The organism is Micromonospora sp. NPDC002296, assembly GCF_040296145.1.
Taxonomy (GTDB): Bacteria; Actinomycetota; Actinomycetes; order Mycobacteriales; family Micromonosporaceae; genus Micromonospora.
In genome coordinates this window covers 205,926-228,645 of the sequence record NZ_JBEOWQ010000005.1, presented here as the reverse complement: position 1 = coordinate 228,645, position 22,720 = coordinate 205,926, and the positions used below count along the sequence as shown (strand labels likewise).

19 protein-coding genes and 1 riboswitch are annotated in these 22,720 nt (G+C 74.0%); of the genes, 1 reads left to right on the top strand and 18 read right to left on the bottom strand.

The window, feature by feature from the left end:
- The 3 genes from ribD to rpe all read right to left on the bottom strand — a co-directional run bounded on the left by ribD (position 1) and on the right by rpe (position 3,100).
- Positions 1-1,062, bottom strand: a complete 1,062-nt coding sequence (ribD, locus tag ABT023_RS06900) for a bifunctional diaminohydroxyphosphoribosylaminopyrimidine deaminase/5-amino-6-(5-phosphoribosylamino)uracil reductase RibD (RefSeq protein WP_350882499.1) — start codon at positions 1,060-1,062, stop codon at positions 1-3.
- A 146-nt stretch (positions 1,063-1,208) separates the two neighbouring features.
- A riboswitch (FMN riboswitch) is annotated at positions 1,209-1,381 on the bottom strand.
- An 80-nt stretch (positions 1,382-1,461) separates the two neighbouring features.
- Positions 1,462-2,418, bottom strand: coding sequence for a response regulator (locus ABT023_RS06895; protein ID WP_350882497.1), 957 nt, complete (start codon positions 2,416-2,418; stop codon positions 1,462-1,464).
- Between the two features lies 1 nt (position 2,419).
- Positions 2,420-3,100: a ribulose-phosphate 3-epimerase gene (gene rpe / locus ABT023_RS06890; RefSeq protein ID WP_350882495.1), complete on the bottom strand. Its 681-nt coding sequence runs from the start codon at positions 3,098-3,100 to the stop codon at positions 2,420-2,422.
- Between the two features lie 264 nt (positions 3,101-3,364).
- Here rpe and ABT023_RS06885 point away from each other — a divergent pair, with 264 nt between their 5' ends.
- Positions 3,365-4,252 (top strand): septum formation family protein, encoded by an 888-nt coding sequence (locus ABT023_RS06885; protein ID WP_350882493.1) that lies wholly within the window; start codon positions 3,365-3,367, stop codon positions 4,250-4,252.
- A gap of 81 nt (positions 4,253-4,333) precedes the next feature.
- Here ABT023_RS06885 and ABT023_RS06880 read toward each other — a convergent pair whose 3' ends face one another.
- The 15 genes from ABT023_RS06880 to carA form a co-directional block, all read right to left on the bottom strand.
- A complete protein-coding gene (locus ABT023_RS06880; RefSeq protein WP_350882491.1) occupies positions 4,334-5,872 on the bottom strand; it encodes an RsmB/NOP family class I SAM-dependent RNA methyltransferase in 1,539 nt (512 codons plus the stop codon).
- A complete protein-coding gene (fmt, locus tag ABT023_RS06875; RefSeq protein WP_350882554.1) occupies positions 5,869-6,795 on the bottom strand; it encodes a methionyl-tRNA formyltransferase in 927 nt (308 codons plus the stop codon). The genes ABT023_RS06880 and fmt overlap by 4 nt, the downstream gene beginning before the upstream one ends.
- A 5-nt stretch (positions 6,796-6,800) precedes the next feature.
- Positions 6,801-7,361, bottom strand: a complete 561-nt coding sequence (gene def / locus ABT023_RS06870; protein WP_350882489.1) for a peptide deformylase — start codon at positions 7,359-7,361, stop codon at positions 6,801-6,803.
- 211 nt (positions 7,362-7,572) lie between these two features.
- On the bottom strand, positions 7,573-8,556 hold the full coding sequence (locus ABT023_RS06865; RefSeq protein WP_350882487.1) for an AAA family ATPase: 984 nt from the start codon (positions 8,554-8,556) through the stop codon (positions 7,573-7,575).
- Positions 8,557-8,764: 208 nt separating this feature from the next.
- Positions 8,765-10,738 (bottom strand): primosomal protein N', encoded by a 1,974-nt coding sequence (locus ABT023_RS06860; RefSeq protein WP_502890610.1) that lies wholly within the window; start codon positions 10,736-10,738, stop codon positions 8,765-8,767.
- Entirely contained in the window at positions 10,735-11,928 is a 1,194-nt protein-coding gene (gene metK / locus ABT023_RS06855) for a methionine adenosyltransferase (protein WP_350882483.1), read from the bottom strand. Before metK ends, ABT023_RS06860 begins: the two co-directional genes overlap by 4 nt.
- Positions 11,929-11,997: 69 nt before the next feature.
- Entirely contained in the window at positions 11,998-13,221 is a 1,224-nt protein-coding gene (coaBC, locus tag ABT023_RS06850; RefSeq protein ID WP_350882481.1) for a bifunctional phosphopantothenoylcysteine decarboxylase/phosphopantothenate--cysteine ligase CoaBC, read from the bottom strand.
- A gap of 15 nt (positions 13,222-13,236) precedes the next feature.
- On the bottom strand, positions 13,237-13,500 hold the full coding sequence (rpoZ, locus tag ABT023_RS06845; RefSeq protein WP_074318577.1) for a DNA-directed RNA polymerase subunit omega: 264 nt from the start codon (positions 13,498-13,500) through the stop codon (positions 13,237-13,239).
- Positions 13,501-13,546: 46 nt separating this feature from the next.
- Positions 13,547-14,080: a nucleoside/nucleotide kinase family protein gene (locus tag ABT023_RS06840; RefSeq protein WP_350882479.1), complete on the bottom strand. Its 534-nt coding sequence runs from the start codon at positions 14,078-14,080 to the stop codon at positions 13,547-13,549.
- A gap of 50 nt (positions 14,081-14,130) precedes the next feature.
- Entirely contained in the window at positions 14,131-14,448 is a 318-nt protein-coding gene (gene mihF / locus ABT023_RS06835) for an integration host factor, actinobacterial type (RefSeq protein ID WP_161691465.1), read from the bottom strand.
- Positions 14,449-14,627: 179 nt separating this feature from the next.
- Positions 14,628-15,464 (bottom strand): orotidine-5'-phosphate decarboxylase, encoded by an 837-nt coding sequence (gene pyrF / locus ABT023_RS06830; protein WP_350882476.1) that lies wholly within the window; start codon positions 15,462-15,464, stop codon positions 14,628-14,630.
- Positions 15,465-15,590: 126 nt separating this feature from the next.
- Complete coding sequence (locus tag ABT023_RS06825; protein ID WP_350882474.1) at positions 15,591-16,865, bottom strand: adenosylmethionine--8-amino-7-oxononanoate transaminase; 1,275 nt, start codon at positions 16,863-16,865, stop codon at positions 15,591-15,593.
- A gap of 52 nt (positions 16,866-16,917) precedes the next feature.
- Entirely contained in the window at positions 16,918-17,961 is a 1,044-nt protein-coding gene (locus tag ABT023_RS06820) for a quinone-dependent dihydroorotate dehydrogenase (RefSeq protein ID WP_350882552.1), read from the bottom strand.
- A gap of 130 nt (positions 17,962-18,091) precedes the next feature.
- On the bottom strand, positions 18,092-21,439 hold the full coding sequence (gene carB / locus ABT023_RS06815) for a carbamoyl-phosphate synthase large subunit (RefSeq protein WP_350882472.1): 3,348 nt from the start codon (positions 21,437-21,439) through the stop codon (positions 18,092-18,094).
- A complete protein-coding gene (gene carA, locus ABT023_RS06810; protein WP_350882470.1) occupies positions 21,432-22,616 on the bottom strand; it encodes a glutamine-hydrolyzing carbamoyl-phosphate synthase small subunit in 1,185 nt (394 codons plus the stop codon). Before carA ends, carB begins: the two co-directional genes overlap by 8 nt.
- Between the last annotated feature and the right edge of the window lie 104 nt (positions 22,617-22,720).

Below are 22,720 nucleotides of genomic sequence, written 5' to 3'. Positions count from 1 at the left end.
TCAGCCCTCCCTCTTCCGGGGCAGCGCGGTGACCCGCAGGTCGGGACCGATCTGCGTAACGTCGGTGATCTCCAGGTCGATGGCGTCGGCGATGGTCGTCACCCCGGCGTCGGCCAGCGCGGTCGGCCCGGCGCCGAGCAGCCTCGGCGCGACGTACCCGACGACCCGGTCGACCAGGCCGGCGGAGAGGAACGCGCCGGCCAGGCTGGGGCCGCCCTCCAGCAGCACGGCCCGCACTCCCCGGCGGTGCAGCTCCGCCAGCAGTGCCGGCAGGTCGACCCGGCCGTCCGGGCCGGCGCCGACCTGCCCGGTGGTGGCGATCCACGTCGGGGCGGCGCCGTCGCGGACCTGGGCCCCGGCGGGGGTACGCCCGAGGCTGTCCACCACCACCCGCAGCGGCTGCCGGATGGCCAGGGTGCCGTCGCGCAGGTTGCGCACGGTGAGCCGGGGGTCGTCGGCGAGAACGGTGCCCACCCCGGCGATCACCGCGTCGACCGTGCCGCGCAGTGCGTGCACGTCCGCCCGCGACTCCTCCGAGGTGATCCACATGCTGGTGCCGTCGACGGCTGCGGAGCGCCCGTCGAGGGTGGCGGCGAACTTCCACACCACGTACGGCCAGCCCCGGCGCACGGAGGCGAGCCAGGCGACGTTCCCGGCCTCGGCCTCGGCGGCGCGCACCCCGAACTCGACCTGGACGCCGGCGGCGCGCAGGGTGGCGGCGCCGCCGGCCGCAACCGGGTCGGGGTCGGGCACGGCGATGACCACCCGGGCGACGCCTGCGACGATCAGGGCCCGGCTGCACGGGCCGGTGCGGCCGGTGTGGTCGCAGGGCTCCAGGGTGACCACGGCGGTGCCGCCCCGGGCCCGCCGGCCGGCCTGGGCGAGCGCGACGATCTCGGCGTGCGGTCCGCCCGCGTACGCGTGGAATCCCTCCCCGACGACCTCGCCGTCCGGATCGAGCAGCACGCAGCCGACCACGGGGTTGGGGCTGGCGGTGCCGAGCCCGCGCGCCGCGAGCGCGATCGCCCGACGCATCGCCTCGTCCACGGAGCCGCTGTCCATCGCCCCTGCCCTCTCGCTCGCCGGTCCGCGCGCGGGCGGGTCGGGAGGGCACGGGCAGGCGGCGGCGGAGTCCGGGGACGGCGAAGCCGACCCGGGGAAGCCCGGACAGCGCTGAGGTCAGCGGCCGGCAGGGCCCGCCCCGTCCCGCGCGCTGTCTCCCATCCGGACTTTCTGGGGGTGGGCTTGCCCGCCCCCAACCGTCGGCCCCGGAATCTCACCAGGTCCACCGGGCGGCAGTCGCCGTCCGGGTCGCGGGCTTACCACGGTCGCACCGTGGATCACCGCCGGTTCGGAATTACACCGAGTCCCGCCAGCGCGTGGTGGGTACCTCAGAAGTGTGGCACGGCACGCGCCAGGCGTCTGCCCTCGGGGGAGCTACCTCACACAGGTAGGCAATATTCAAGAAAGACTGCGTCGCCGGTCGACCGCCACGTACGAACCCGGCTGGCTCTTGGCCACGGATTTCATCTCGGAGGCGGCCGCGATCGCCTCCAACGGATTGATGAGCCGCTTGCCGCCGTCGGAGACGGACACCCCGATCGACAGGGTGACCAGCGCCGCGCGCCGGATGTTGCCCCGGCGGTCCTTCAGCTCGACGTAGCCGCGCTCGGCGTCGGACGGGTCGTAGAGCCGGTCGGCGGCGGTCTCGAAGTCCACGACCGCCCGGGAGGTCAACGGCCGGACCTGCTCGGGGGTGCAGACGATGACGAAGTCGTCGCCGCCGACGTGACCGAGGAAGGCCGGTGGCAGCCCGATCGCGACGACCGCCCGGTGCAGGCTGCGGGCCAGCGCCGAGATGAACTCGTCGCCCCGGACGAAGCCGTACCGGTCGTTGACGCTCTTGAACCGGTCGATGTCGACGTAGCCGACCGCGTAGTCGACGCCGCTGCGCACCCGGTCGGTGATCTCCCGGCGGATCCGGGAGTTGCCGGGCAGGCCGGTCAGCGGGGAGACCTCGCGGAACTCCTTGTTGCGCCGCAGGGTGGAGCTGACCCGGGCCACCAGTTCGGCGGTGTCGAAGGGCTTGACCAGGTAGTCGTCCGCGCCGGCGCTGAGCCCGTGGACCTTGTCCACGGTCATCCCCTTGGCGGTCAGCATGATCACCGGCAGGGCGGAGGTCATCGGGTCGGCGCGCAGCCGTCGGGTCAGCTCCAGCCCGTCGATGCGCGGCATCATCAGGTCGACCACCGCCAGGTCCGGCCGCTGCCGCTCGATCACCTCGAGCGCCTCCTGGCCGTCGCCGGCGTGGATCACCTCGAAGCCGTGCAGCCGTAGGTTGAACTCGACGAACCGGGCGATGTCGGCGTCGTCGTCGACGACGAGGATGACGTCGGGTCGTTCCTCGGCCGGCTCCATTTCAGGCCCCGGTGACCGCGCGCTCCGCCAGGCCCCGCAGGCGGCGGACCGCCTCGGCGGGGTCGTCGGCGCCGTAGACCGCGGTGCCGGCGACGAAGGCGTCCGCCCCGGCGGCGGCGGCCTGTTCGATGGTGTCCGCGGCGATCCCGCCGTCGACCTCGATGCGCAGCTCCAGGTGGCCCGCGTCGACGTGCCGCCGGGCGGTGCTCACCTTGTCCAGCAGCTCCGGGACGAACCGCTGCCCGCCGAAGCCGGCCTTGATCGTCATGATCAGCAGTGTGTCGAAGCTGGGCAGCAGCTCCAGGTACGGCTCGATCGGGGTGTCCCGGTCGATGGCCAGCCCGGCCTTAGCCCCGGCGGCCCGCAGGTCCTTCGCCAGCACCACCGGGTCGTCGCACGCCTCGGCGTGGAACGTGACGTTGTACGCCCCCGCGTCGGCGTACCCGGGGGCCCAGCGGTGCGGGTCGGTGATCATCAGGTGCACGTCGAACGGCAGTTCGGTCGCCGCCCGCAGGCTCTGCACCACGGGCAGCCCGATGGTCAGGTTCGGCACGAAGTGGTTGTCCATGACATCGACGTGCAGCCAGTCCGCGGCGCCCTCGACGGCGCGGACCTCCTCGGCCAGACGGGCGAAATCGGCGGCGAGGATACTGGGCGCGACGATCAGCGGCGATACGGTCACCGGGCCAGTGTACGAATGCGGTCGTCCGCCGCCCGCAGCGCGGCACCATGCGGGACACTCCGCGACCCGACCGTTACGGCTGGTGCGCATTCACCGGACCGGGCGGAGGATCCCGGACGGCCGGGCAGCCACACCGGCCGATCGACCGGAACGCGGCGAGAGTCCACACGGGACGGGCGCCGGTACCGTATGCTCCCGCACCGTGGCGCGATCGGCGACGGAGGCCGGTGATCCGCGACCACCGGCGACGGGGAGGTCGGGCGGATGCGGCGATGGTGGACGGCGGTCGCCGTGGGTGCGGGCGCAGCGGTGGCGCTGGCCGGCTGCGGCACACCCGCCGGCGTGGACGGTGACCTCGCCGACGACTGGCGGGCGATGGCCGCGCCGACGCAGTTCGCGCCGGCCGCCGGGACCTGCCACACCACGTTCACCGACGTCGGCTACCTCAGCGGCTACAACCCGGTGGACTGCGGCACGACCCACCGGGTGGAGACCTTCCACGTCGGCACGCTGACCGGCCCGGCCGCCGAGCTGAGTGCTCCCCCGACCGCCGGGTCGACCGGAATGAAGACCATCCGCGCCGAGTGCGACCGGGAGGTCAACAAGGCCGTCGGCGCCGACTGGCGCGCGGGCCGACTGTTCCTGTCCACGGTCCTCCCGTCCCGGCAGGCGTGGACGGGCGGGGCCCGATGGTTCCGCTGCGACGTCAACGAGGTGGAGAGCGTCGACGACTCCACCGCCGTGCCCCGCAGCGGCAGCCTCAAGGGCGCACTGACCGGGAGCTCCACCCTGATGCACCGCTGTTTCAACCCGAAGATCGTCAAGGACGACGTCAAGTCGATGGCCCCCACCCCGTGCACCAGCAAGCACCGGGTCGAGTTCGTCGGGGTCTACCGGGCACCGGACATCGCCTACGGCCAGCTCGACAAGAACCGGCTGCGCATCCACCGGGGGTGCCGGTCCCTGCTCGCCTCGTACGCCAAGGTCCCCGACAACAGCGACCTGCAGTACCGGGCGGGGACGATCTTCTACCACCCCAGCGAGGACGAGTGGAAGGACGGCAACCGGGGGGTGCAGTGCTTCCTCTGGGTCGACCGCAACCTCACCCGCTCGGCGAAGGGCGCCGGGGCCAAGGTCCTGCCGGCACAGTGACCCGACCCGCCGGGGCGGCGGGGAACATGGCGTAGAGGGAGGGGGCGGCCGGTCCGGCCACCCCCTCCCTCTACGTGTCGCTCAGCCCCGGCGCAGCACGGCGAGGAACATGGCGTCGGTGCCGTGCCGGTGCGGCCACAACTGCACCGACGGCCCGTCGCCCAACCCCGGCATCCCGGCCGGCAGCAGCGGTCGGGCGTCGACGAAGTCCGCCGGCACCCCCGCACGCCGGGCCGCCTCGGTCACCGTCACGTGCGTCTCCACCGTGTGCGGGGAGCAGGTCACGTAGGCCACCAGGCCGCCCGGGCGGACCGCCCGCAGCGCCGCCACCAACAGCTCCCGCTGCAACCGGGTCAGCGGTGGCAGGTCCGACGGCTGCTTGCGCCAGCGGGCCTCCGGCCGGCGACGCAACGCGCCCAGCCCGGTGCACGGCGCATCGACCAGCACCCGGTCGAAGTGCCCCTCCGGCAGTGCCGGGTCGGCGCCGACGGTGCGCCCGTCGGTGTGCAGCACGTCGACCGGCAGCCCCCGGGTGGCCTGGGTGACCAGCCGGGCCCGGTGCTCGGTGACCTCGACGGCGGTCAGCCGCGCACCGCGCTGGGCGGCGAGCGCCCCGAGCAGCGCGGCCTTCCCACCGGGCCCGGCGCACAGGTCCAGCCAGTGGCCGTCCGGGCCGTCCAACGGGGCGACCGCCAGGGCGGTGGCCACCAGCTGGGAGCCCTCGTCCTGGACGTGCGCCCGGCCCTCGACCAACGCCGGCAGGTCGCCGGGGGCACCCCCGGCGAGGTAGACCGCGTACGGGGAGAACGCCCCGGGGGCGCCCCCGGCCTCGTCGGCCAGCTCGACCGGATCGGCCCGGCCCGGCCGGGCGCACAGGTGCACCGGCGGGCGCTCGTTGTTCTCGATCAGCATGCGGGTGGTCTCGCCCAGGTCGCCGCCGAGCGCCTCGGAGAACGCCCGCACGATCCACTGCGGGTGGCTGTAGGCCAGGGCCAGGTGCCCGATCGGATCGGTCTCGAACGCCGGGGCGAGCTTCGCCACCCAGGCGTCGGCGTCCCGACCGGCCACCTCACGCAGCACCGCGTTGGCGAAGCCGGTGGCGCTGATGCCGACCGTACGGACCAGGTCGACCGTCGAGGAGACCGCCGCGTGCGCCGGCACCCGGGTGTGCAGGAGCTGGTACGCGCCCAGCCGCAACGCGTCGCGCACCGGCGGGTCGATGCGGGACACGTCCCGGCCGGCGGCGTCGGTGAGGATCGCGTCGAGGGTGCCGGTGTGCCGCAGCGAGCCGTAGGTCAGCTCGGTGGCGAAGGCGGCGTCCCGGCCGGTCAGCCCCTCCTCGCGCAGCATCGCCGGCAGCACCAGGTTGGCGTACGCGTCGTCGCGGTGCACCGCCGCGACGGCCTGGTACGCGACGTGCCGGGGCAGGTCCACGGCGGGCCGCACCGGCCGCCCGCCGCCCCGCCGGTCCTCGCCGCCCCGACCGCCCCGGGCCGACCGGTCGCCGTAGCCGGGCCGGTCACCCCGCGGGCCGCCCGACGACCGCTCGGGACGCCGGTCGGGGCGCGGGTCGCGCTGCTCGTCGTACCGGCGCGCGGGCCGTTCCGTCGGCCCGGTCATGCGAGCTCCTCCCCGGCGGTGACCCGGGCGCCGCGCGCCCAGTCGCTCGCCGGCATGGCCTTCTTGCCGGCCGCCCGCACCTCGCCGAGGGCCACCGGGGCGGTGCCCGTGCCGGCCAGCACCCGGGACTTCTCCACCAACAGCTCGCCCGGCTTCAGCTCGGGGCCGTCCGGCACCGGGACGACCGGGCCGAGCTTGACCCGCTCGTCCCGGAACGTGGTCCACGGGCCCGGGGCCGGGGTGCATGCGCGGACCCGCCGGTCCACCGCGAACGCGGGGTCGCCCCAGCGCACCCGGGCGTCCTCGACGGTCAGCTTCGGCGCGAGCGACACCCCGTCGGCCGGCTGCGGCTCGGCCCGGCCGGTGCCCGCCGCGATCGCGTCGAGGACGGCCACCAGCAGGCCGGCGCCGGAGTGGGCGAGCCGCTCCAGCAGGTCCCCGGAGGTGTCGGTGGGGCGGATCTCGTCGGTGAGGGTGCCGTACACCGGGCCGGTGTCCAGCCCCGCCTCCAGCTCGAAGACGCTCGCGCCGGTCAGCTCGTCGCCGTGCAGCACGGCGTGCTGGACCGGGGCCGCACCGCGCCACGCGGGCAGCAGCGAGAAGTGCAGGTTGACCCAGCCGTGCCGGGGGATCTCCAGCGCGGCCGGGGGGACCAGCGCGCCGTAGGCGACCACCGGGGCGCAGTCGGGGGCCAGCTCGCGCAGCCGGTCGAGGAACTCCGGCTCGCGCGGTCGGGCCGGGGTGAGCACCTCGACGCCGTGCTCGTCGGCCCACGCGCCGACGGGCGAGCGGACCAGGCCCCGGCCGCGGCCTGCGGGGGCGTCGGGACGGGTGACGACGGCGACCAGCTCGTGGTCGGAGGCCGCGACGGCGGCCAGGGCGGGAACGGCGACGGCCGGGGTGCCGGCGAAGACGAGGCGCACCGGCGTCACCGACCCAGACCGAAGGGGCTGCTGGCGGCGTGCGGGTTGAGCTTGACCGTCGGCGGGGTGGTCGGGTCGTACCAGTCCGCCTGACGGATCGCCTTCATCGCCTCCTTGCGGCCGTCCGGGTCCAGCCGGTCGACGAAGAGCACGCCGTCGAGGTGGTCGGTCTCGTGCTGGACGCAGCGGGCCATCAGGCCGGTGCCGACGATCTGCACCGGGTCGCCGTAGCCGTTGAAGCCCTTGGCGATCACGTTCTGCCGGCGCTTGGTGTCGAAGTAGAGCCCAGGGATGGACAGGCAGCCCTCCGGGCCGTCCTGTTCCTCGGCGTCGGGAAACTCCAGCACCGGGTTGACCAGGTGGCCGAGCACGTCGTCGACGTCGAAGGCGAACACCCGCAGGCCCACGCCGAGCTGCGGCGCGGCCAGGCCGGCGCCGCTCTGCTCACGCATCGTGTCGGTCAGGTCGGCGACGAGCTTGCGCAGCTCGGCATCGAAGTCGACCACCGGATCGGCCGGTGTGCGCAGCACCGGGTCCCCGAACAGACGGATGGGCTGGACGGTCACTCGGGGGTGCTCCTTCGGTCGGACGACGGTCGTGCCGTACCAGTCTACGGAGTGCGTTCGGTGACGCCGGCCGGCGTACCGCGATCGGTGGCCGGGGACTCGTCGCGCAGGGTGACTGGCATCGGTGGCGTAGCCGCGCGGGGTTCAGCCGGGCCCGGCGCTCGCACGTCGGCCCGCGCCGGCCCCGGGAGCCGGCTCGCGGGACCGGCCCTCAGGCACCCGGGGCCGGGTCGCCCGCGAGCACGGTCTCCCCGGCGCGCAGGCAGTGCTCCGGCAGCGGGAGCTGGATCTTGTGGGCCGCCTCCCAGTCGTACACGATGCCGGGGCGGACCTGGGCGGTGAAGTAGTCCACCGCGCTCATCCCGCCGACCACCGGCTCCTCCACCTCGGCGACCAGCCGCGCGGGGACCAGCGGGAACCCGTTCTGCAGGGCGGCGCTGAGCCGGCGGTGGCCGTCGACGACGAAGAAGTACTCCCCGGTGAAGCCGATGGTCAGCGGCTCCAGCGCCTCGTCGCCACCGTCGGCGACCTCACCGACGAACCCGGCGTCCCACAGCCCGCGCAGGGTGCCGATGTCCTCCGTCGGGTAGACCCGGGCCGGGTCGAGCAGCAGCAGCGGGGGGGCGTCGCGGAGCACGTCGGCACCGATCCGGCCCTCGTACACGTCGATGATGTGGTTGATCACCTGCTCCGGGTTGGCCCGGGTGGAGTCGCAGATCAGGTCGTAGTTGCGCAGTCGGGCCTTGTCGACGCCGTAGCGGACGACGAACCGGCCCCGCTCGCTCTCGCTGCGCTCGCGCAGCTTGGTCTTCGCCTCCTCCAGGGAGGCGTAGCTCTCGGCCGGGCCGGAGGGGCGGGCCAGCACCCGGCGGGCGGCCTCGGTCGGCTCGGTGATCATGTGCACCTTGAGCGCGTCGGTGAAGAAGTGCCAGGCCAGCCGGGAGTCCATCACCAGGCTCTCGCCGGAGGCGGCGATGTCCTGCTGGAGCTGGTCGACGTAGCCGTCGACGGCCTGGTCCAGCTCGGCGTGCAGGTTGAGCTGGAGCGCGGTCATGTCCCGCTCCTGCGCCATCTGGCGGTAGAGGTCGCCGACGCTCACCCGGCGCAGCTCCAGCCGCTTGGCGATCTCGATGGAGACGGTGCTCTTGCCGCTGCCGAGGTCACCGTTGAAGACGATCGATTGACGAACGGTCACGACTGGTCCACCCCTGATCACCGGCTGATTGACATCATCGACATGGCGCCCTACCGACGCGCTTCCGCCATCGTCGCGCGATCCGTGCGCCCAGGCATGACGGGCGATGCTATCACGCAGGCACCAGCACGGACCGTGACGGCGCTCGGAACCGGTGGTCGGCCGTGGGCGGGGCGAGAGCCGTAGCCGGCCCGCGCGGGGCGCTCACTCAGAACATGGTCAGCGGGTCGACCTGGAGACGCACCGGGTCGGCCGCCTTGCGGGCGGCGCGGACCCCGGCGGCCGAGTGCAGCGCCCCGGCCAGGGCCGCCGCCCGGGCCCGGGGCACCCGGACCAGCATCCGCTCCCGGTCGCCGTCGGCGGGGACGGGACCGAGCAGCTCGGCCTCCTCGGGCAGCCGGGCCTCGGCCAGCAGGTCGGCCACCGCGTCGGCCGAGCCGGTGACGCTGGCCATCCGCACCGCCGGGGGGAAGCCCAGCTCGCGGCGCTCGGCCAGTTCCCGGGCGGCGAACCAGGCGGCGTCCCAGCGCAGCAGCGCCTGCACCGGGGCGAGGGCGCCGTCGGCGACCACCACCACCCGGCCACCGGCCCCGGCGGGGCGGGCCAGCGCGGCGGCGGCCAGCCAGCGGCGCAGCGCCTCCTCGCCGGCCCGCAGGTCGGCCCGGGTGAGCAGGGCCCACGAGTCGAGCAGCAGGACCGCGCCGTAGCCGCCCTCGGCGACCGGCTCGGCGCCGGGGGTGGCCACCACCAGGCCGGCTCCGCCGGGCACGGTGGTGAGCACCTCCTCCCGGCCGGAGGTGCGTACCGGCACGCCGGGGAAGGCCCGGCCCAGCTCCTCGGCGGTGCGCCGGGCGCCGGTGACGGAGGCCCGCAGCCGCCGCCCCCCACACTCCGGGCAGGCATATGCGGCGGCGATCCGGCCGCACCAGCGGCAGGTGGGCGGGCCGTCGGCCGACGGCAGGGCGAGCGGCCCGGCGCAGTGCGGGCAGCGCGCCGGGGTCCGGCACTCGGCGCAGGAGATCGAGGGCAGGTAGCCGCGGCGGGGCACCTGGACCAGCACCGGCGCGTCGGCGCGGACCGCGTCGCGGGCGGCGGTCCAGGCCAGGCTGGGCAGCCGGGCCGTGGCCGCGCCCGGGTCGCGGGCCAGTTGCGGGTCGTCGCCGGTCGGCGCGACGGCGGGGGTATGCGCCCGCACGGTGGCCCGGTCGGCGACCACCTCCCGGGCCCAGCCGGTCTCCACCAGCAGTTGCGCCTCGGCGCTGCGCGCGTACCCGCCGACCAGGGCCGCCGCGTCGGCGAGCTGGGCGCGGGTGAGCAGCACCTCGCGGGCGTGCGGGTAGGGCGCGCGCGGCTCGGCGTGCAGGTCGTCGCCGTCGTCGATGAGGGCGACCAGGCCGAGCCGGGCCACCGGCGCGAACATGGCCGCCCGGGTGCCGATCACGACGGGTACGTCCCCGCGCCGGGCCGCCAGGAACGCGCGGTATCGGCGGGCCGGGCCGGCGGCGGCGGCCAGGGTGACGTGCCGGCCGTCACCCAGTGCGACGGTCAGCGCCGCGTCGAGGCGGTCGAGGTCCCGGGCGTCGGGAACCACGACGACGGCGCCCCGCCCGCCGGCCACGGTGGCGGCGACCGCCTCGGCGTACCGGGCGGGCCAGTCCTCCCCGGGCAGGGCGGACCAGACCGCGCGGACGGGCCGGCCCTCGGTCAGGGCGCGTAGGAACGCCGGCCCGGCGGGGTACGCCCGCCAGCCGTCCGCCTCGGGGGGAGCCGGCGGGGCCGAGGGCTCGGGCGGGGTGTGCGGCTCCTTCTCCACCCGGGCGTGCCGGGGGGGCACGGCCAGCCGGAGCACGTCGGCGAGGCTGCCGGCGTACCGGTCGGCGACGGCCCGGGCCAGCCCGGCGACCTCGGGGGCCAGCACGGGCTCCGGCGAGACGACCTTCTCCAGGTACGCGAGCTTGCCGGTGTGCCCGGAGTCGTCGGCCCGCTCAAGCAGCCAGCCGTCGACGAGCTGACCGGCGAAGCGCACCTTCACCCGCGTCCCGGGGGCCGCGGCCTCGTCCAGTTCGGCGGGCACCAGGTAGTCGAAGGGGCGGTCGAGGTGGGCCAGCGGGACGTCCACGCAGACACGAGCGACCGGCGACCCGTCCGCGGGTCGCCGGTCGCTGCGCCTGGTGCCGGTCAGGCTCCCGCGGCCGACTTGAGGTCGGCGGCCCGGTCGGTGCTCTCCCAGGTCAGGTCGGGCAGTTCCCGGCCGAAGTGGCCGTACGCCGCGGTCTGCCGGTAGATCGGGCGGAGCAGGTTCAGGTCCCGGATGATGGCGGCCGGGCGCAGGTCGAAGACCTCGGACACGGCCTTCTCGATCGAGGCGACCGCCACCGTCTCGGTGCCGAACGTCTCGATGAACAGGCTCACCGGGTGGGCCTTGCCGATCGCGTACGCGACCTGCGCCTCGCAGCGCTCGGCGAGGCCGGCGGCCACCACGTTCTTGGCCACCCAGCGCATCGCGTACGCCGCCGAGCGGTCCACCTTGGACGGGTCCTTGCCGGAGAACGCGCCGCCACCGTGCCGGGCGTACCCGCCGTACGTGTCGACGATGATCTTCCGACCGGTCAGGCCGGCGTCACCCATCGGGCCGCCGATCTCGAACCGCCCGGTCGGGTTGACCAGCAGCCGGTAGCCGTCGGTGTCGAGGCCGAGGCTGTCCAGCTCCGGGGCGATGACGTGGTCGCGCACGTCCGGGGTGAGCAGGGAGTCCAGGGAGATGTCGGCCGCGTGCTGGCTGGACACGACGACCGTGTTGAGCCGGACCGGGCGCAGCCCCTCGTACTCGATGGTGACCTGCGTCTTGCCGTCCGGCCGCAGGTAAGGGATCGTGCCGTCCTTGCGCACCGCGGTCAGCCGGCGGGCCAACCGGTGCGCCAGGGCGATCGGCAGCGGCATCAGCTCGGGCGTCTCCGAGCAGGCGAAGCCGAACATCATGCCCTGGTCGCCGGCGCCCTGGGCGTCCAGGGCGCTCTCCGACGAGCCGGTGCGCAGCTCCATCGCGTTGTCCACGCCCTGCGCGATGTCCGGGGACTGTGCCCCGATGGACACGTTGACGCCGCAGGAGGCCCCGTCGAAGCCCTTCTTCGAGGAGTCGTAGCCGATCTCGAGGATTGTCTCCCGGACGATCGTGGGGATGTCGGCGTATGCCTTGGTCGTCACCTCGCCGGCCACGTGCACCTGGCCGGTGGTGATCAGGGTCTCGACGGCCACGCGACTGTGCGCGTCCTGGGTGAGCAGTGCGTCGAGAATGCCGTCGCTGATCTGGTCGGCGATCTTGTCCGGGTGGCCTTCCGTGACCGATTCGGACGTGAAGAGGCGGCGTGTCACGGCACTCCTAAGTATGTGGAAGTCGTTCCGTGGAGTGTAATCACCCACACTCGCACAGCACTCGATCGGTCAGGTCGCCGTCACCATGCGGACACCCCCGGCCAACCGCGCCACCACGAGGTCCCAGACGCCGTCGGCGAGGTCCTCCTTGGACTGTTCGGGCAGGGTGTGCACCGCGCCGTCCGCGCCGATGACGGTCGCCGCGTTGGTCTCGGCGCCGAAGACCTTGTCCTGGCCGACCTCGTTGACAACGACGAGGTCCGCCCGTTTGCGGGCGAGCTTGGCCCGGCCGTTGGCCTCCGCGTCGCCGGTCTCGGCCGCGAACACCACCAGAACCTGTTCCGGTCGGCGACGCCGACCCAGCTCGGCGGCGATGTCCGGGTTCGTGACGAGTTCGATCGTAGGTGGCCCGGCGTCTGATTTCTTGATTTTGCCCGGTGAGTAGGTGGCGGGCCGGAAGTCGGCGGGTGCCGCCGCCATCACCACCGCGTCGGCCCCCGCGGCGGCCTTCAGGGTGGCCTCGCGCAGTTCCTCGGTGGTGCCGACCCGGACCAGGTCGACGCCGGCCGGGTCGGCGAGCGCCACGTTGGCGGAGACCAGGGTGACCCGGGCGCCGCGGGCGACCGCGGCGCGGGCGAAGGCGTACCCCTGCTTGCCGGACGAGCGGTTGCCCAGGAACCGGACCGGGTCGAGCGGCTCCCGGGTGCCGCCGGCGGTCACCACCACGTGGCGGCCGGTCAGGTCGGCCGGGGCGGCGACGCCGCGGGCCAGCGCCCGCCGGGCGACGGCGAAGATCTCGGCCGGGTCCGGCAGCCGCCCCTTGCCGCTGTCGGCGCCGGTGAGCCGGCCGACGGCGGGCTCGATCACCCGAACACCCCGGGAGCGCAGCGTGGCGACGTTGGCCACGGTGGCCGCGTTCTCCCACATCTCGGTGTGCATCGCCGGGGCGAGCAGCACCGGACAGCGGGCCGTGAGCAGCGTGTTGGTGAGCAGGTCGTCGGCGAGGCCGTGGGCGGCGCGGGCGAGCAGGTCGGCGGTGGCCGGGGCGACCACGACCAGATCGGCCCGTTGCCCGAGCCGGACGTGCGGCACCTCGTGCACGTCGGACCAGACGTCGTCGGCGACCGGCTGGCCGGACAGGGCGGCCCAGGTCGGCGCCCCGACGAAGCGGAGCGCCGACGCGGTCGGCACGACGCGGACCCGGTGCCCCGACTCGGTGAACAACCGCAGCAGCTCACACGCCTTGTAGGCGGCGACGCCGCCGCCGACCCCGAGGACGATCTCGGCGGACATCGACGCGCGGCGGAACTACGGCTGGTCGGTGGGCTCGGCGGTCAGCAGGCCCCCGTTGATCTCGCGCATGGCGATGGAGAGGGGCTTCTCCTGGGGAGTGGTCTCCACGAGGGGGCCGACGTACTCCAGCAGGCCCTCGCCGAGCTGGCTGTAGTAGGCGTTGACCTGGCGGGCCCGCTTGGCGGCGAAGATCACCAGGGCGTACTTCGACGTCGTCTTCTCAAGGAGCTCGTCGATCGGCGGGTTGGTGATGCCTTCGGGGTTGGCGATGGATCCCACGAAATAACCTCTGCGTCTCTGTTACCGCGCGGACGCGGTGGGTCGCTCAACCACTCAGACGTGGTTGAGCCGGAGCCGGGAAAGAAGAACCGAGCAAGCCTACCAGCCCGTCGACCGCCCGGCTGGTCAGGTCGTGCGCCACGACGTGCTCGGCCACGGCCGCGACGGCCGGCTCCGGCCGCCAGCCGGGCGGGGCGAGCAGGACCAGTCGGGCGTCCGGGCGCGCCGCACGGACGGCGAGCGCGCCGCGCAGGTCGAGCGGGAGCAGCACCGGCTGGCCGGCGGCGAGCCGCGCGAGGACCGGCCCGGCCGGGGTGCCGCGGGAGTGCGGCCCGACCCGGGTCCACTCCAGCAGCCGACCGGCGGCGATCAGCCGGTCGAACTCCGCCGGGTCGAGGAACAGCCGGTCGACGCCGTCCCGCTCACCCGCCCGGCGAGGGCGGGTGGTGGCCGGCACCGGCGTCCACACCGACGGAGAACGCGCCCGGAACAGCTCGACGACACTGCCCACGCCGGCCCCGGAGGGGCCGGTCAGGACGGTGGGCCGAGCCGCCGGGCGCGCCTCGTCATCCGTGCTCACGGCTCGTTTCTACACGCTGCCGTGGTCAGGTGACGGCGAACCCGTCGTGCTCAGTTGGCGGCGAACTCGCCGAGCAGCGCCTTACGCTGCTGCTCGCCCAGGCCCCGCAGCCGGCGGCTGTCGGCGATCTTGAGCTTCTCCATGATCTGGGTGGCCCGGATCTTGCCGATACCCGGCATCGCCTGCAGGACGGCCGAAACCTTGAGCTTGCCGACGACGTCGTCGCCCTCGGCCCGCGCGAGGACGGAGGCGAGGGTGGTCTTGCCCTGCTTGAGCTGCTCCTTCAGCTCAGCACGGGCCTTGCGGATCTCCGCAGCCTTTTCGAGCGCGGCTGCGCGCTGCTCGGGGGTCAGTGACGGGAGGGGCACCAGTTCTCCTCAGGTCCCTATAGCGACGGGCGGGACGCCACGCCGCAGCTGTGAAACGTGAAGTCGCCGGGAACCAAAGGGGTCCATGGTTCCCAGCGCGGGGAAAACTAGCGTTCGCGGGCGCATTCGGCAACGTGGGCGCGCGGCGACCACGGCAAAGTGACCGAGCCTTCACTCAGTCAGGCCTCGCCGAGGGCAGCCCGACACTCGGTCAGGACCCGGTCCGCGGCGGCTCGCAGCGCGGCCACGTCGGGCCCGGCGTGCAGCACCTCGCGGGAGTACGACGGCAGCACCGACGACAGGCCGGAACCGAAGACCGTACGCAGATCGGCCGCCGTGGCGCCCTGTGCGCCGAGCCCCGGAGCGAGCAACGGACCGTGCACGGCGGAGAGGTCGTGGCCCGTGTCACCGATGGTCGCGCCGACCACCAGGCCGAAGCTGCCGAGCGGCTCGGCACCCCGATTGAGCTGCGCAATCTCGTCGATCACCGTCTGTGCGACGGTGCGTCCGTCGGCGGTGCGGGCGCGCTGCACCGCGGCCCCCTCCGGGTTGGACGTCAGCGCCAGGACGAAGACCCCGCCGCCGTGCGTGGCGGCGAGCTCGAACATCGGCGCCAGCGACCCTACTCCCAGGTAGGGGCTCGCCGTGAGCGCGTCGACATACAGCGGGCTGGATGGATCGAGGTACGCGGCGGCGTACGCGGCGACGGTCGAACCGATGTCCCCGCGCTTGACGTCAAGCAGAACGAGCGAGCCGGAATCCCGCAACTGTCGGATAGTTGACTCCAGTACGGACACGCCGCGGGAGCCGAAGCGCTCGAAGAACGCGGACTGGGGCTTGACGACCGCGACCTGGTCGCCGAGCGCCTCCACCACGGTGCGGCTGAAGCGCTCCAACCCGTTGACGTCGTCCGACAGGCCCCACCGGGCCAGCAGCCCCGGATGCGGGTCGATGCCCACACACAGCGGCCCACGCTCCGCCATCGCCCGGTGCAACCGGCCACCGAAGCTCTCCATCCGACCTCTCCCTCTCTCGATCTCTCCCCGGTGCGCGGCACCCGCCGCGCCCCGACGCGCGCCGCAACCGGCGCGGCTGACCGATCCGGGACATGCCAAGCCGGACCGGTGAACCAGCGACTCGGGTCAGCCGACCGCCACCGCGGCGGCGATCCCGGCCGCGATCCGGGCGACGTCGGCGTCCCCGGTCACGTACGGGGGCATGGTGTAGACCAGGTCGCGGAACGGCCGCAGCCAGACCCCCTGCCCGGCCGCGGCGGCGGTGGCCTTCGCGAGGTCCACCTCGTGGTCGAGCTGGACCACGCCGATCGCGCCGAGCACGCGCACGTCGGCCACCCCCGGTGCGCCCCGCAGCGGCTCCAGACCGGCCCGCAGGCCCGCGCCCACCCTCGACACCTCGGCGGCCCAGTCTCCGGCCCGCAGCAGCCCGATGGAGGCGTTGGCGACCGCGCAGGCGAGCGGATTGCCCATGAACGTCGGCCCGTGCGCCAGTACCCCGTCGCGGGAGATGCCCCACGCCACCTCCGCCGTGCACAGCGCGGCGGCCAGCGTCAGGTAACCGCCGGTGAGCGCCTTGCCGACGCAGAGCACGTCGGGGCTCACCCCGGCGTGCTCGGCGGCGAACATCGTCCCGGTGCGGCCGAAGCCGGTGGCGATCTCGTCGAAGACCAGCAGCACGCCGTGGGCCCGGGTCACCTCACGCAGCACCCGCAGGTACTCCGGGTGATGGAAGCGCATCCCACCGGCGCCCTGCACCACCGGCTCGACGATCACGGCGGCCAGCTCGTCGGCGTGCCGCCGCACGGCGTCCACCAGCTCCGCCACGTACGCCGGGTCGGGCGGGGTGTCGAAGCCGCCCGGCGGCACGGGCGCGAACACCTGCCGGGGCAGCACGTCGCCCCAGAGGTGGTGCATGCCGCCCTCGGGGTCGCAGACGCTCATCGGGTGGAACGTGTCGCCGTGGTAGCCGCCCCGCCAGGTGCCCAGCCGGCGCCGCTCCGGCCGCCCGACGGCCCGCTGGTACTGCAGGCACATCTTCACCGCGACCTCGACGCTCACCGAGCCGGAGTCGCACAGGAAGACCCGTTCCAGCCCTTCCGGGGCCAGCTCGACCAGCGTGCCGGCCAGCCGCACCGCCGGCTCGTGGGTCAGCCCGCCGAACATCACGTGGCTCATCCGGCCGAGCTGGTCGGTGACGGCCGCGTCCAGCACCGGGTGCCGGTAGCCGTGGATGGCCGCCCACCAGGACGACATCCCGTCCACCAGCTCCCGGCCGTCGGCCAGCCGCAGCCGCACCCCCTGGGCGCTCTCCACCACGTACGGCGCCGTGGCCGGCGGCAGCGACGCGTACGGGTGCCACACGTGCTCCCGGTCGGCGGCGAGGATCTCCTCGGGTGTCATCCGCGCACCCTCCCGCACCGGGCGGGGCGGGCCGCTGTCGGAGGGTCCCCGGTCATGTTCGTCCCCCCGGCAGCGCCGCCGGGGCCGGGCGGGCGGCCCGGGCGGCGGCGCGGACGAGGGCCGGCCCTCGGTAGATGAACCCGGTGTAGAGCTGGACCAGGGACGCGCCCGCGTCGAACATCCGGGCGGCGTCGTCGGGGTCGACGATGCCGCCCACCCCGACCACCGGGAGCCGCCCGCCCGTCTCGCGGTGGACGAAGGAGACCACCTCCCGTGCGCGGGCGGCCAGCGGGCGGCCGGACAGGCCACCCTGCTCCGCGCCCCGCGCCCGGTCGGCCGGGGCGAGCCCGTCGCGGGCCAGGGTGGTGTTGGTGGCGATCACCCCGGCCGCGCCCCGGCTCAGGCAGACCTCCAGCAGCTCGGCGATCGCCGGGTCGGTCAGGTCCGGGGCGATCTTCACCAGCACCGGCTTCTCCCCCACCAGGGCCGTCAGCAGCGCGTCCAGGTGCGACCGGTCCTGCAAGGCGCGCAGGCCCGGGGTGTTCGGCGAGGAGACGTTGACCGCGAAGTAGTCGCCGTGCCCGCGCAGCGCCCGATAGGAGGCGAGGTAGTCCTGCACCGCCTCGTCCAGCGGGGTCACCTTGGACTTGCCGAGCGAGATCCCCAGCGGCACCCCGATCGGGCGGGGCAGCGCGGCCAGCCGGCCCGCCAGCGCCACCGCACCGGCGTTGTTGAAGCCCATCCGGTTCACCACGGCCTCGCTGTCGCGCAGCCGGAACAGCCGGGGCCGGGGGTTGCCCGGCTGGGCGTGCGCGGTGACCGTGCCGACCTCGACGAAGCCGAAGCCCAGCGCCGGCCACGCCGGCAGGGCCGCACCGTCCTTGTCCATCCCGGCGGCCAGCCCCACGGGGTTCGGGAACTCCACCCCGAACACCGTCCGGGGCGCCCGCACGGCGTACCGGGCCCGCAGCCCGGCCAGCGCCACGGGCGACCGCGACACGGCGGCCAGCCGCCGCAGCGTCCACTCGTGCGCCGCCTCGGCATCCCCCCGCCCCAACCGGAAGAGCCCGGGCCGCACCACCTTCTCGAACATCACCACGCCCTCCCCCTCCCCCGGGTCGCACCGCCGTGTTGATCAAGAAGTTGGCGTCCGGGAACGGGCCCCTGGGCGACCGGAACCTCTTGATCAACGCCGACCGGGCGGGGGGTGGGAGGTTGGGGTGGGGTCATCGGGTGGCTCGGAGGGTGGCGTGCAGGTCTTGGAGGGGGCGGACCTGCATGTCGCCGCGGATGTGGGCCTCGATGCCCATCACCGCCGCCGCCGCGCCCGGGACGGTGGTGATGCAGGGGATGTCGGCCGTCACGGCGGCGCTGCGGATCTCGTAACCGTCGGAGCGGGCGCTCGCCCCGGAGCCCTGCGGGGTGTTGACCACCAGCGCCACGTCGCCGCCGAGGATCATCGAGACCGCGTCCTCACCCGCGCCGGACTCGTAGTGCTTGCGGATCTGCTCGCAGGCGATGCCGTGCCGACGCAGCACCTCGGCGGTGCCGGTGGTGGCGACGATCTCGAAGCCCAGGTCGGCCAGGCGCTTGATCGGGAAGATCATGCCGCGCTTGTCCCGGTTGGCCACCGAGACGAAGATCCTCCCGGCGGTCGGCAGCGACCCGTACGCGGCGGCCTGGCTCTTGGCGAAGGCGTGGCCGAAGTTCGTGTCGATGCCCATCACCTCGCCGGTGGACTTCATCTCCGGGCCGAGCAGCGAGTCGATGCCCTTGCCCGACGGGGTGCGGAACCGCTTGAACGGCAGCACCGCCTCCTTCACCGCGATCGGCGCGTCGGCCGGCATCGTCCCGCCGTCGCCGGTCGGCGGGAGCAGCCCCTCGGCGCGCAGCTCGGTGATGGTGGCGCCGAGGGCGATCCGGGCCGCCGCCTTGGCCAGCGGCACCGCCGTGGCCTTGGACACGAACGGGACCGTCCGGGACGCCCGCGGGTTCGCCTCCAACACGTACAGCACGTCGTCCTTGAGCGCGTACTGGACGTTGAGCAGGCCGCGCACCCCCACGCCCCGGGCGATCGCCTCGGTGTACCGGCGCACCTCCGCCAGGTGCGAGCCGGCCAGGGTGATCGGCGGCAGCGCGCAGGACGAGTCGCCGGAGTGGATGCCGGCCTCCTCGATGTGCTCCATCACGCCACCGAGGTACACCTCGCCGTCGGCGTCGCACAGGGCGTCCACGTCGATCTCGATGGCGTCGTCGAGGAACCGGTCGACCAGCACCGGGCGGTCCGGGGAGATCTCGGTGGCCCGGCCGATGTAGTCGCGCAGCGTCGGGTCGTCGTAGACGATCTCCATGCCCCGCCCGCCCAGCACGTACGACGGGCGGACCAGCACCGGGTAGCCGATCTCCCCGGCGATCGCCTTGGCCTCCTCGTACGAGGTGGCCATGCCGTGCGCGGGGGCGCGCAGCCCGGCCCGGGCCAGCACCGACCCGAACGCGCCGCGCTCCTCCGCCAGGTGGATCGACTCCGGCGAGGTGCCGACCACCGGCACGCCCGCGTTCTTCAGCCGCTGCGCCAGGCCCAGCGGGGTCTGCCCGCCGAGCTGCACGATCACCCCGACCACGCCCGGCCCGCCGGCCGCCCGGCCGGACGAGTCCTCGGCGTGCCACACCTCCAGGACGTCCTCGAAGGTCAGCGGCTCGAAGTAGAGCCGGTCGGCGGTGTCGTAGTCGGTGGAGACGGTCTCCGGGTTGCAGTTGACCATCACCGTCTCGTAGCCGACCGCCCTGAGCGCCATCACGGCGTGCACGCACGAGTAGTCGAACTCGATGCCCTGGCCGATCCGGTTCGGCCCGGAGCCCAGGATGAGCACCTTGGGCCGGTCCGACGGCGCGACCTCGGTCTCGGAGTCGTACGTCGAGTAGTGGTAGGGGGTGGTCGCCTCGAACTCGGCGGCGCAGGTGTCCACCGTCTTGTAGACGGGCCGGATGTCGAGGCGGTGACGCAGCGTGCGTACCCCGTCCTCGGCGGCCAGCTCCGGACGGAGCGCGGCGAGCTGCCGGTCGGACAGGCCGGCCCGCTTGGCCCGGCGCAGCAGGTCGCCGTCGAGCACCGGGGCGTCCACGATCTCCGCCCGGAGCTCCACCAGCGCCGCGATCTGATCCAGGAACCACGGGTCCATCCCGCCGGACGCGGCGGCGACCTCGGCGATCGACGCCCCGAGGCGCAGCGCCCGCTCGACGGTGTACAGCCGGCCGTCGTGCGGGACGCGCAGCGCGGCGAGGGTGTCCTCCCTCGTCGCCCCCTGCGGATCCGGCACGGTCCAGAATCCGCCTGCTTTGGTCTCCATCGAGCGCATCGCCTTGTTCAGCGCCTCGGTGAAGTTGCGCCCGAGGCTCATCGCCTCGCCCACCGACTTCATGGTGGTGGTCAGCTCCGGGTCCGCGCCGGGGAACTTCTCGAACGCGAACCGGGGAATCTTCACCACCACGTAGTCCAGGGTCGGCTCGAACGCCGCCGGGGTCTTGTGCGTGATGTCGTTGGGGATCTCGTCGAGGGTGTAGCCGATGGCCAGCTTCGCGGCGATCTTCGCGATCGGGAAGCCCGTCGCCTTCGACGCCAGCGCCGAGGAGCGGGACACCCGGGGGTTCATCTCGATCACGACGATCCGGCCGTCGGCCGGGTTCACCGCGAACTGGATGTTGCAGCCGCCGGTGTCCACCCCGACCTCGCGCAGCACGGCGATGCCCAGGTCGCGCAGGCGCTGGTACTCCCGGTCGGTCAGCGTCATGGCCGGGGCCACGGTGACGCTGTCGCCGGTGTGCACGCCCATCGGGTCGATGTTCTCGATCGAGCAGACCACGACCACGTTGTCGCTGCGGTCGCGCATGAGTTCGAGCTCGTACTCCTTCCAGCCGAGCACGCTCTCCTCGATGAGCACCTCGTGCACCGGGCTGGCGGCCAACCCCGCCCCGGCGATCCGCGCCAGGTCGGCATCCGTGTGCGCCATGCCGGAGCCCAGGCCGCCCATGGTGAACGACGGCCGGATCACCACCGGCAGGCCCAGCTCGGCGACGGTGGCCTCGACCTCGGCCATGGAGTGGCAGACCCGGGAGCGCGGCACCAGGCCGGTCGGGTCGGCGATGCCGATCCGGGCGCCGGCCTTCGCCACGACGTCCTTGAAGAGCTGCCGGTCCTCGCCCCGGTTGATGGCGTCGATGTTCGCGCCGATCAGCTCCACGCCGTACTTCTCCAGCACGCCCGCGGAGTGCAGGGCGACCGCGGTGTTCAGCGCGGTCTGCCCACCGAGGGTGGCCAGCAGGGCGTCGGGGCGTTCCCTGGCGATGACCAGCTCGACGAACTCCGGGGTGATCGGCTCGACGTACGTGGCGTCGGCGAACTCCGGGTCGGTCATGATGGTCGCCGGGTTGGAGTTGACCAGGCTGACCCGGATCCCCTCGCTGCGCAGCACCTGGCACGCCTGGGTGCCGGAGTAGTCGAACTCGCAGGCCTGCCCGATGACGATCGGCCCGGAGCCGATCACCAGGATGTGCTTGAGATCGGTCCGCTTAGGCATGTGTGCGCCCCTCGCTGTGGGTCCGGCCCTCGATGAGCTCGGCGAAGCGGTCGAAGAGGTAGTCCGCGTCGTGCGGGCCGGCCGCCGCCTCCGGGTGGTACTGGACGGTGAAGGCGGGCACGTCCCTCGCCCGCAGCCCCTCGACCACGTTGTCGTTGAGGCAGACGTGCGACACCTGGACGCCGCCGAACTCGGTCTCGATCACCTGGTCGGGGACCACCAGGCCCGGCGTCGGGGCGGCGCCGGGCTCCTGTTCGCGGCCCGGCCAGGCGACCGCGAAGCCGTGGTTGTGGCTGGTCACCTCGACCTTGCCGGTGACCCGGTCGAGCACCGGCTGGTTGATGCCGCGGTGGCCGTAGCCGAGCTTGTACGTGCCGAAGCCCAGCGCCCGGCCGAGGATCTGGCTGCCGAAGCAGATGCCGAACAGCGGGATCCGCCGGCTCAGCACCTCGCGGGCGAGCCCGACGGGGCCGTCCGCGGTGGCCGGGTCGCCCGGGCCGGGCGAGATGAACACCGCGTCCGCGCCCGTGGCGAGCAGGTCGTCGATGCTCGACGAGGCGGGCAGCACGTGGGTGGTGACCCCGCGCGCGGCGAGCCGGCGCGGCACGTTGCGCTTGATGCCGAGGTCCAGGGCGGCCACGGTGAACCGGTGCGCGCCGTCGGCCTCGACCACGTACGGCTGCGCCGTGGTCACCTCGGCGGACAGGTCCGCGCCGACCATCTGCGGCGCCTGGCGGACCCGGGCCAGCAGGGCGCGCGGGTCGTCGTCGACGCTGGAGATGCCGACCCGCATCGCGCCGCGCTCGCGCAGGTGCCGGGTCAGCGCCCGGGTGTCCACCCCGCCGATGCCGACCACGCCCTCGGCGGCGAGCCGGTCCTCCAGCCCGCCGGTGGCCCGCCAGTTCGAGCCGATCCGGGCCGGGTCGCGGACCACATACCCGGCGACCCAGATCCGGCCGGACTCGTCGTCCTCGCCGTTGACGCCGGTGTTGCCGATGTGCGGCGCGGTCTGCACCACGACCTGCCGGTGGTAGGACGGGTCGGTCAGGGTCTCCTGGTAGCCGGTCATGCCGGTGTTGAAGACCGCCTCGCCGAAGGTCTCCCCGACGCTGCCGTACGCCTCGCCGTGGAACGTGCGCCCGTCCTCAAGGACGAGAATCGCGGGACGCCTTCTCATGCTGCACTTCCTTCGATCCGGACTGCGGGGCTCCGCTTCGCTGCACTCCTCGCTCGGAGCACCCTTCCTTCGATCCGGACTGCGGGGCTCCGCTTCGCTGCACT

Coding starts and splice junctions, on each gene's coding strand:
- ABT023_RS06885 (WP_350882493.1), top strand. CDS start 3,365: ATGCGGCGATGGTGGACGGCGGTCGCCGTGGGTGCGGGCGCAGCGGTG.
- pyrF (WP_350882476.1), bottom strand. CDS start 15,464: ATGGAGAGCTTCGGTGGCCGGTTGCACCGGGCGATGGCGGAGCGTGGG.
- coaBC (WP_350882481.1), bottom strand. CDS start 13,221: ATGTCCGCCGAGATCGTCCTCGGGGTCGGCGGCGGCGTCGCCGCCTAC.
- carB (WP_350882472.1), bottom strand. CDS start 21,439: ATGCCTAAGCGGACCGATCTCAAGCACATCCTGGTGATCGGCTCCGGG.
- ABT023_RS06895 (WP_350882497.1), bottom strand. CDS start 2,418: ATGGAGCCGGCCGAGGAACGACCCGACGTCATCCTCGTCGTCGACGAC.
- ribD (WP_350882499.1), bottom strand. CDS start 1,062: ATGGACAGCGGCTCCGTGGACGAGGCGATGCGTCGGGCGATCGCGCTC.
- ABT023_RS06825 (WP_350882474.1), bottom strand. CDS start 16,865: ATGACACCCGAGGAGATCCTCGCCGCCGACCGGGAGCACGTGTGGCAC.
- ABT023_RS06880 (WP_350882491.1), bottom strand. CDS start 5,872: ATGACCGGGCCGACGGAACGGCCCGCGCGCCGGTACGACGAGCAGCGC.
- carA (WP_350882470.1), bottom strand. CDS start 22,616: ATGAGAAGGCGTCCCGCGATTCTCGTCCTTGAGGACGGGCGCACGTTC.